This is a genomic window from Geminicoccus sp. (assembly GCF_035556675.1).
Taxonomy (GTDB): domain Bacteria; phylum Pseudomonadota; class Alphaproteobacteria; order Geminicoccales; family Geminicoccaceae; genus Geminicoccus.
Genome location: NZ_DATMFZ010000341.1, coordinates 1 through 7,125, shown reverse-complemented (window position 1 = coordinate 7,125; position 7,125 = coordinate 1). Strand labels below are relative to the sequence as shown.

Here is a 7,125-nt window from a genome sequence, read left to right as displayed (position 1 = left end):
CGGGTCCCAGTCATCCGGGTGCAGGACCTTGGACATCCGCTGGTAGTCGAACGGTGCCACGCCGTTATTGTCGACATAGCGGCCGAAATAGCTGTCGATATTGTCCTGGGTGAGCAGGACCGAGCGCCAGCTGAGCAGCCGCTCGATCGGCCGGGGCTCCCAGCCGTTCTGCACGTCGTAGAGCCGGGCCACGAAGAAGCCGCCGGCCCAGGGCGGGCTGTTGGCGCTGGTGGAGATCTGCAGGCCGTTCCGGACCGCCGTGGCCCCTTCCAGCGTGGCGTCGGTCGCCGCCACGAACACGTCCTGCCCAGCCTTCAGGCCATTGGTGCGCAGGGCGGCGAGGATGCCCTGGGCGACGTCGTCGTTGTGACCGACGAAGCCCACGATGTCGCCATGGCGGGTGAGCAGGTCCTCGGCCGCGCGCAGCGAATCCTCGCGGTTCCACAGGCCCGGCAGGGAGTCGACCAGCTCGGTCTGCGGATAGGCCGCAAACGCGGCGGCCGTGCCGCGCGAGCGCAGCGTGTCCAGCGTGTTGCCAGGGTTGCCGGTGACCGCCGCGATCTTGCCGCCGCCGAACTCGTCGGTGACCTTCTTCAAGAGGACCTCGGTCAGCGCCTTCTGCGCCGAGAACTCCTCGGGCTGGGCGTAGAGCGTCCAGTAGTCGCCTGTCTCGAACGGCGTGAACCAGGGCAGGCTGTCCCAGATGTTGGCGACGAAGATCTTTTCCCGGCTGGCGACGTCCGCGATCCGCCGGATCGCGGCGCCGTCCGACAGGTTGAAGATCATGCCGTTGGCGCCGGCGACGACCTGTTCCTCGAACTGGTTGTACTGGCGCTGCCCGTCGATCTGGCTGTCCAGTGCCGTATAGCTGTAGCCGAACTGCCGGCCGGCCTCCTGGATCGCGTCGCTGAACTGGACGTTCCACTCGTTGCGCAGATAGCCGGACAGATAGGCGAGCTTGCCGCCCCCGTCTGCCAGGGCGACTTGGCCCAGGCCGAACGCCTTGGCGCTGGCGGCGGCCACCGCCGCCGCGGAGGCGAACGACAAGAAGTCCCGGCGCGACACGCCATGCGTGTCCAGCCGCTCCATGTGCCGGTCGACGACCGACTTCTTGGTGAAGTCGGGCAGCGTCCTCGGATCGAAGGTCATGAGGCGTGGTCCAGCGGAGGAAGGGATCAGACGTTGGGCGACGGGCCGAAGAACGGGATCTGGTAGTGGTCGCGGTATTCCTGGGTGACCGCCTCCCACTCGCCGTTGTTCTTCGCCTCGAGATAGGCCGGCGGATACTGCCAGCCCTCGGGCTTAGGGATGCCTGCCCATTCCTGGTCGATGTCGAGCGGGAAGACCTCGTTCTGCGGGTCCCAGTCGTCGGGGTGCAGCACGTGCGAGAACTTGCGGTAGTCGAAGGGCTCGACGCCGTCATTGTTCACGTAGCGGTTCAGATAGATGTCGACATTGTCGGCGGTGGTGGTCACCGAGCGCCAGTAGAGCAGCCGCTCCGCGGCGCGCGGGCGCCAGCCATGGGTGACGTCGTAGAGCCGGCCGGCGAACAGGGCGGCGAAGTAGCCCGGGCTGTTGGCGCTGGTGGCGAGCTGCTGGCCGGCCTTGATGGCATTGGCTCCCTCGGTGGTACCGTCGGCACCCACCACCAGCACGTCCTCGCCCGGCCGCAGTCCGGCAGCGCGCAGGGCCGCGATCACGCCCTGGGCGACGTCGTCGTTCTGCGCGACGACCCCCACGATGTCGCTGTGCCGGCTGAGCAGGTCTTCCGTGGCTTTGAGCGAGTCCTCGCGGTTGAAGTTGCCGGGCAGCTCGCCGACCAGCTTGGTCTTGGGGAAGTCCTTGAAGGCGTCGTCGCGGCCACGCGAACGCACCGTGTCGGTCGAGAAGCCGGGCACGCCGGTCACGCCGATGATGCTGCCGCCGCCAAAGCGCTCGGTGACCGCCTTCAGCAGTTCCACGGTGACGCCGCGATGGGCGGAGAACTCCTCCGGCACCGCGTAGAGCGTGTAGTAGTCGCTGGCGTCGAACGGGGTGAACCAGGGCAGCGTCGCCCAGACATTGGCGAAGTAGATCTGGTTGTCCTTCGCGATCTGGCTGATGCGCTTGAGCGCGCTGCCGTCCGAGGCGTGCAGCACGATGGCCTTGGTGCCGTTGGTGGCTTCCGTCTCGGTCTGGTTGAGCTGGCGCTGGCTGTCGAACTGGCCGTCCAGCAGGGTGTAGGACAGGCCCAGCGCCTTGGTCGCGGCCTCGAACACCGCACCCGCCTGCACCATGTATTCGACCCGCGTGGTCCAGGCGAGATAGGCGAGCTTGCCGGACGGATCGGCCACCGCCACCGAGGGCAGGCCGAGGGTCGCCGCCGTGGCGCCGGCCACCGCACCGGCCGACGCGATGCTCAGGAAGTCGCGGCGCGACACGTCCTGGCTGTCCAGCCGGTCCATGTGCCGGTCGATCGTGCGCTTGCTGGTGAAGTCGGGAAACTGGCGGGGATCCAATCGCTTGATCATGGGATGCTGCTCCAAAGCGTCAGGAGGTGGCGGCGCGCAGCGGTACGTCGCGATCGACGCCGAACTCGCCGGGATGGGTGCGGTGGGACTGGCCGTGGGAACCGGCGCCGATGCCCAGCTCGGGGAACAGCAGCTCGGCCACCTGGTAGGCTTCCTCCAGGTGCGGGTAGCCGGATGCGATGATCGTCTCGATGCCGAGCGCCTGGTACTCGCGCAGGCGCGCCGCAACGATCTCCGGGCTGCCGACCAGCGCCGTGCCGGCACCCTGACGCACCAGGCCCAGCCCGGCCCAGAGATTGGGCGCCACCACCAGCCGGTCGCGCCGGCCGCCATGCAGGGCGGTCATCCGCTGCTGGCCCACCGAATCGGACTGCTCGCGAAAGCGGCGCTGGGCCAGCTCGATCGCGTCGTCGGACAGATGCGCGATCAGGCGGTCGGCCGCGGCCCAGGCTTCCGCCTCGGTCTCGCGCACGATCAGATGGATGCGCAGGCCGAACCGGACCTCGCGCCCTGCCAGCCTGGCCCTGGTCCGGACCGCGGCGATCTTGCCGGCCAATTGTGCCGGCGGCTCGCCCCAGCTCAGGTAGGTGTCGATCCGCCGCGCGGCCAAGTCGATCGCCGCCTCGGAGGAGCCGCCGAACCAGAGCGGCGGATGGGGCCGCTGCACCGGGGGAAAGTCGAGCACCGCCCCGGTGGCGCGCAGATGCCGGCCCTCGAAGTCGACCTTCCCGCCGGCCAGGACCCGCTGCCAGATCTCCAGGAACTCGTCCGCCTGGGCGTAGCGCGCGTCGTGGTCGAGATAGATCCCGTCGCCGGCGAGTTCCGACGGATTGCCGCCCACCACCACGTTCAGGAGCAGGCGGCCGCCGCTCAGCCGGTCGAGGGTCGCGGCTTGGCGTGCGAAGAAGCCGGGTGAGGCCACGCCCGGCCGCAGCGCCACCAGGAAGCGCAGCCGCTCGGTCAAGGGGGCCAGCGCCGCGGCGGTGATCCAGGCATCCTCGCAACCCTGCCCGGTCGGCAGGAGCACGCCGCCAAAGCCCAGCCGGTCCACCGCCGTGGCGATCTCCCGCAGGTAGCGGTGATCGGCCGGCCGATGCCCCTGGCGCGTGCCGAGATAGCGCCCATCGCCTGGCGTCGGGATGAACCAGAACATCTCCAGAGGCTGTGCGGTCATGCCTGCCCTATGCGCCATCGTTGAGCGGGATGCCGGTCCCAGCCGGCGTCAGGCCCAAGCTAGGCCGAGCGGGATGCCAAAAGTCTATTTAGTTTATCTGTTATGTCGATTTATGGGTGGCACCGCCCGTGCGTCCGACCACGCGCCCTTGGTCGGGATAGTAGATAAATTTGATAGACAATATTAACTTATCGTGCTGCGCTGGCGATCTGGAAAGGAAGCCTGGGACCTTCGAACCGATGCATGTCGCCGCGCCCGCCTGGTCGATCCTCGGAATCTCGACCGCCACGGAGCACCCCTCGCCTGCCACCACCCTGGTCACCAGCCTCGTCGATGCCCTGATCGACCGCACCTACAGCGTCGGCCGCGTGCTCGACCTCGCTGCCGAGCGGACAGCCGACCTGCCGCGCCCGGATCTGCTGGTCCTGGGCCTGTCGACCCGCCGCCCGGAGCAGGCACTACGGCTGGAAAAGGCGCTGGCCCTGCTGGCGTCGGACACGCTGCCAGCACTTCCGGTCCTGCTGGCCGTGGTGGACGATGCGGCCGATGCCTCGCCCGCCGGGTCCGACGCCGTCGGCATGCTCAGCGCCCGCGGTGCCTGGGTGCTGCCGGAGCGGCTGCATGCCCTCCGGCACGACTTCCACGGCGCCCGGCTGCCCGCTGCGCTGCTGGCGCGGGAGATCGATGGGATTGCCGAGGAGGTGGTCCGCCGCTGCAGGCTGCCCGAGCGCGTGTCGCCGGCCGATGCCGCCCATCCCCTGACGCCCCTCGCCTTCCTGCCGATCCATTGCTGAGCGGATCACCAGCAGCCTGTGGCGGCACCCGGAGCCAAGGCATGACGATCATCGCGCGCCGACCCGAGCCCGCCCCGCCGGCCGATGGCTGGCTCGGTCAGCTGCATGAGCTGGCCGACCGGCAGCCCCACCGGCCGGCGCTGCGTCATCACCACCAGGGCCGCTGGCGGCAATGGTCGTGGCGGGACCTGCGCACCGAGGCCGACCGCCTGAGCCAGGGGTTGCGCGCCTATCGGATCGGCCCGGGCCATACGGTGGCCGCCCAGGGCGAATTGGAGCCGCGCCTCCTGCTGCTGGCCCTGTCCGCCCGGCTGCTCGGCGCCAGGGTGGTTGCCGTTCCCCTGAACGAACCTCCCGACCGCATCCACCTTCTGGCCGGCGGGCGCAACGTCCGGCATGTGATCCTGGGCGCAGGGAGTGCCGGCACCTGGCTCGCGGCGCCGACCTCGCCCGTTCTGTTCACGACCCGGGACGAGGAGCTGTCGCATCGCCGGATCGTGCCCTACCGGCTGGTCCGCGCCGGCTGGGGCGGCCGGGAGGCGCACGCGCGCGGCGTCCTTCTGCCGGGCAGGGGCGGCCACACGGTCTGGCTCGAGGAGAGCACCGACTGGAGTGCGGCGCCGGACGCCGTGCTCCGCTACTGGCTGGACCTGGGCGTCGGCATGACCTTGCCGGCCAGTCTGAACCTGGCACTGGCCGACCGTCGCCAGATCCGCCCCCGCGTCCTCCTGCTCTCGCGCCATCGCCTGCGGGTGCTGGAGGACACGCTGAGGGCTGCCCTGCCCGAGCGGTTCAGCAGCCTGGCCGCCGCGCGGCTGCTCCAGCGGCTGGGGCTCGACCGGGTGGTCGGCGTCGAGGTGCTGGACGATGCCGGCCTGCCGCTGCGCACCTCGATGCTGCCGTCCGGCGCCCGCCAGTGGCTCGCCCGGCTGGGCATCCCGCTCGCCGACGAGCAAGACCGCGGCCAGCTGCCGGCGCAAGGCGCCGACAATCCGCTGATCCTGCCGCTCGGTTCCCTGTGATCGTACCACGCACCCAGCCGGAGCGACCTTGCCATGAGCCATGCCCATGTCGTCCTCCACCCGGCAGCCCGCGCCCAGGTCTCGACGGGCCTGCCGAGGCCACGTCCCCAGGCGGCAGCGCACCGGATCACCAGCGACATCGAGGCGATCCGGATCGCCCGTGAGCTCGCCGCGCAGTTCGCCGAGCAAGCCATCGAGCGCGACCGCGACCAGCGCCTGCCGATCGCGGAACTCGACCGGTTTTCCCAGTCCGGGCTCTGGGCCATCACCGTGCCGAAGGAATGGGGCGGCCCCGGTCTCGGCTACCGGACGGTGGTCGAGGTGGTGCGGACCATCGCCGAGGTCGACCCGTCGCTCGCCCAGATCCCGCAGAACCATTTCTGCCTGATCGACGCGATCCGCAGCGACGGCAGCCAAGCGCAGCAGGAGCGGTTCTTCGCCCAGGTGCTGCAGGGCATCCGGTTCGGCAACGCCTTTTCCGAAGCGGGCAGCCGCACGGTCACCGAATTCCAGACCACGCTGACCGAGGACGGCGACGGCTACCGGGTGAACGGCAGGAAGTTCTATGCCACCGGCGCGCTGCTCGCGCACATCGTGCCGGTGTTGGCGGTCGATGCCGAGAAGCGCGGGCATCTGGCCTTCCTCGACCGCAATGCGCCTGGCCTCACCGTGATCGACGACTGGTCGTCGTTCGGCCAGCGCACCACCGCTTCGGGCACCGTAATCCTGGAGAACGTGTTCGTTCCCAGGAGCGACGTCGTACCTGCCCATCTCGCCTTCGAGCGGCCGACCGCCGCCGGCCCCATCTCGCAGATCATCCAGGCGGCGATCGATGCCGGCATCGCCCGCGGCACGATCGCCGACACGATCTGGTTCGTGCGCAACCACAGCCGTCCCTGGACCGACAGCGGCAAGGAGCAGGCGGCCGACGACCCGTTCACCATCCAGGCGATGGGCGACCTCCAGCTCCGCCTGCACGCCGCCGAGGCGCTGCTGAGGCGCGCGGCGCGTGCGGTCGACCACGCGGCGGCGGCACCCGACGAGGACAGCGTCACCGCGGCGTCCCTGGCCGTGGCGGGGGCCAAGGCGCTGACCACGGAGATCGCGGTGCTCGCGACCAACAAGCTGTTCGAGCTGGCCGGCACCAGGTCCACCCTCGCCCGCCACGGCCTGGACCGTCACTGGCGCAACGCCCGGGTCCACACCCTGCACGATCCGGTGCGCTGGAAATACTTCCACATCGGCAACCACGCGCTGAATGGCATCAAGCCGCCGCGCCATCCCTGGCTGTGAGGCGCCCATGACCAACCCTGCCCTGCCCGAGCTGCCGGTGCGCCGCTCCCCTGCCCGCCGGATCGGCAGCGACGTCGAGGCGCTGGCCGCGGCCCGCGAGGTCGCGATGCGCATTGCCGAAGGCTCGGCCAAGCGTGACCGCGAGCGGATCCTGCCGGTGGCCGAGATCGAGGCGTACTCGCAGTCCGGCCTGTGGGGCATCCTGGTACCCAAGGCATTCGGCGGCCCCGGCCTGTCCGCCGTCACGCTCGCCGAGGTCACGGCGATCGTCTCGGCCGCCGATGCCAGCATCGGCCAGATCCCGCAGAATCATCACTACATGGTGGAGGCGA

General features: G+C 70.0%; 7 protein-coding genes. 4 read left to right on the top strand and 3 right to left on the bottom strand.

Annotated elements, in window-relative coordinates:
* The 3 genes from VNS22_RS23870 to ssuD all read right to left on the bottom strand — a co-directional run.
* Window positions 1-1,149: sugar ABC transporter substrate-binding protein (locus tag VNS22_RS23870; protein WP_325736958.1), on the bottom strand; the 1,149-nt coding region annotated here is incomplete at its 3' end.
* Between the two features lie 26 nt (window positions 1,150-1,175).
* Window positions 1,176-2,510, bottom strand: coding sequence for a sugar ABC transporter substrate-binding protein (locus VNS22_RS23865; RefSeq protein WP_325736956.1), 1,335 nt, complete (start codon window positions 2,508-2,510; stop codon window positions 1,176-1,178).
* Window positions 2,511-2,529: 19 nt separating this feature from the next.
* Window positions 2,530-3,684, bottom strand: coding sequence for an FMNH2-dependent alkanesulfonate monooxygenase (ssuD, locus tag VNS22_RS23860; protein ID WP_325736954.1), 1,155 nt, complete (start codon window positions 3,682-3,684; stop codon window positions 2,530-2,532).
* Between the two features lie 239 nt (window positions 3,685-3,923).
* Between ssuD and VNS22_RS23855 the strand changes: the two genes are divergently transcribed.
* The 4 genes from VNS22_RS23855 to VNS22_RS23840 form a co-directional block, all read left to right on the top strand.
* Entirely contained in the window at window positions 3,924-4,478 is a 555-nt protein-coding gene (locus tag VNS22_RS23855) for a hypothetical protein (RefSeq protein WP_325736952.1), read from the top strand.
* 41 nt (window positions 4,479-4,519) lie between these two features.
* Window positions 4,520-5,500, top strand: coding sequence for an AMP-binding protein (locus tag VNS22_RS23850; RefSeq protein WP_325736950.1), 981 nt, complete (start codon window positions 4,520-4,522; stop codon window positions 5,498-5,500).
* 33 nt (window positions 5,501-5,533) lie between these two features.
* Entirely contained in the window at window positions 5,534-6,793 is a 1,260-nt protein-coding gene (locus tag VNS22_RS23845) for an SfnB family sulfur acquisition oxidoreductase (RefSeq protein WP_325736948.1), read from the top strand.
* Between the two features lie 7 nt (window positions 6,794-6,800).
* On the top strand, window positions 6,801-7,125 hold a 325-nt coding region (locus VNS22_RS23840; protein WP_325736945.1), incomplete at its 3' end, for an acyl-CoA dehydrogenase family protein.

What these genes read in the sequence shown, in the direction of transcription:
- ssuD (WP_325736954.1), bottom strand. Translation starts at nt 3,684, where the DNA reads ATGACCGCACAGCCTCTGGAGATGTTCTGGTTCATCCCGACGCCAGGC.
- VNS22_RS23855 (WP_325736952.1), top strand. Translation starts at nt 3,924, where the DNA reads ATGCATGTCGCCGCGCCCGCCTGGTCGATCCTCGGAATCTCGACCGCC.
- VNS22_RS23850 (WP_325736950.1), top strand. Translation starts at nt 4,520, where the DNA reads ATGACGATCATCGCGCGCCGACCCGAGCCCGCCCCGCCGGCCGATGGC.
- VNS22_RS23865 (WP_325736956.1), bottom strand. Translation starts at nt 2,510, where the DNA reads ATGATCAAGCGATTGGATCCCCGCCAGTTTCCCGACTTCACCAGCAAG.
- VNS22_RS23845 (WP_325736948.1), top strand. Translation starts at nt 5,534, where the DNA reads ATGAGCCATGCCCATGTCGTCCTCCACCCGGCAGCCCGCGCCCAGGTC.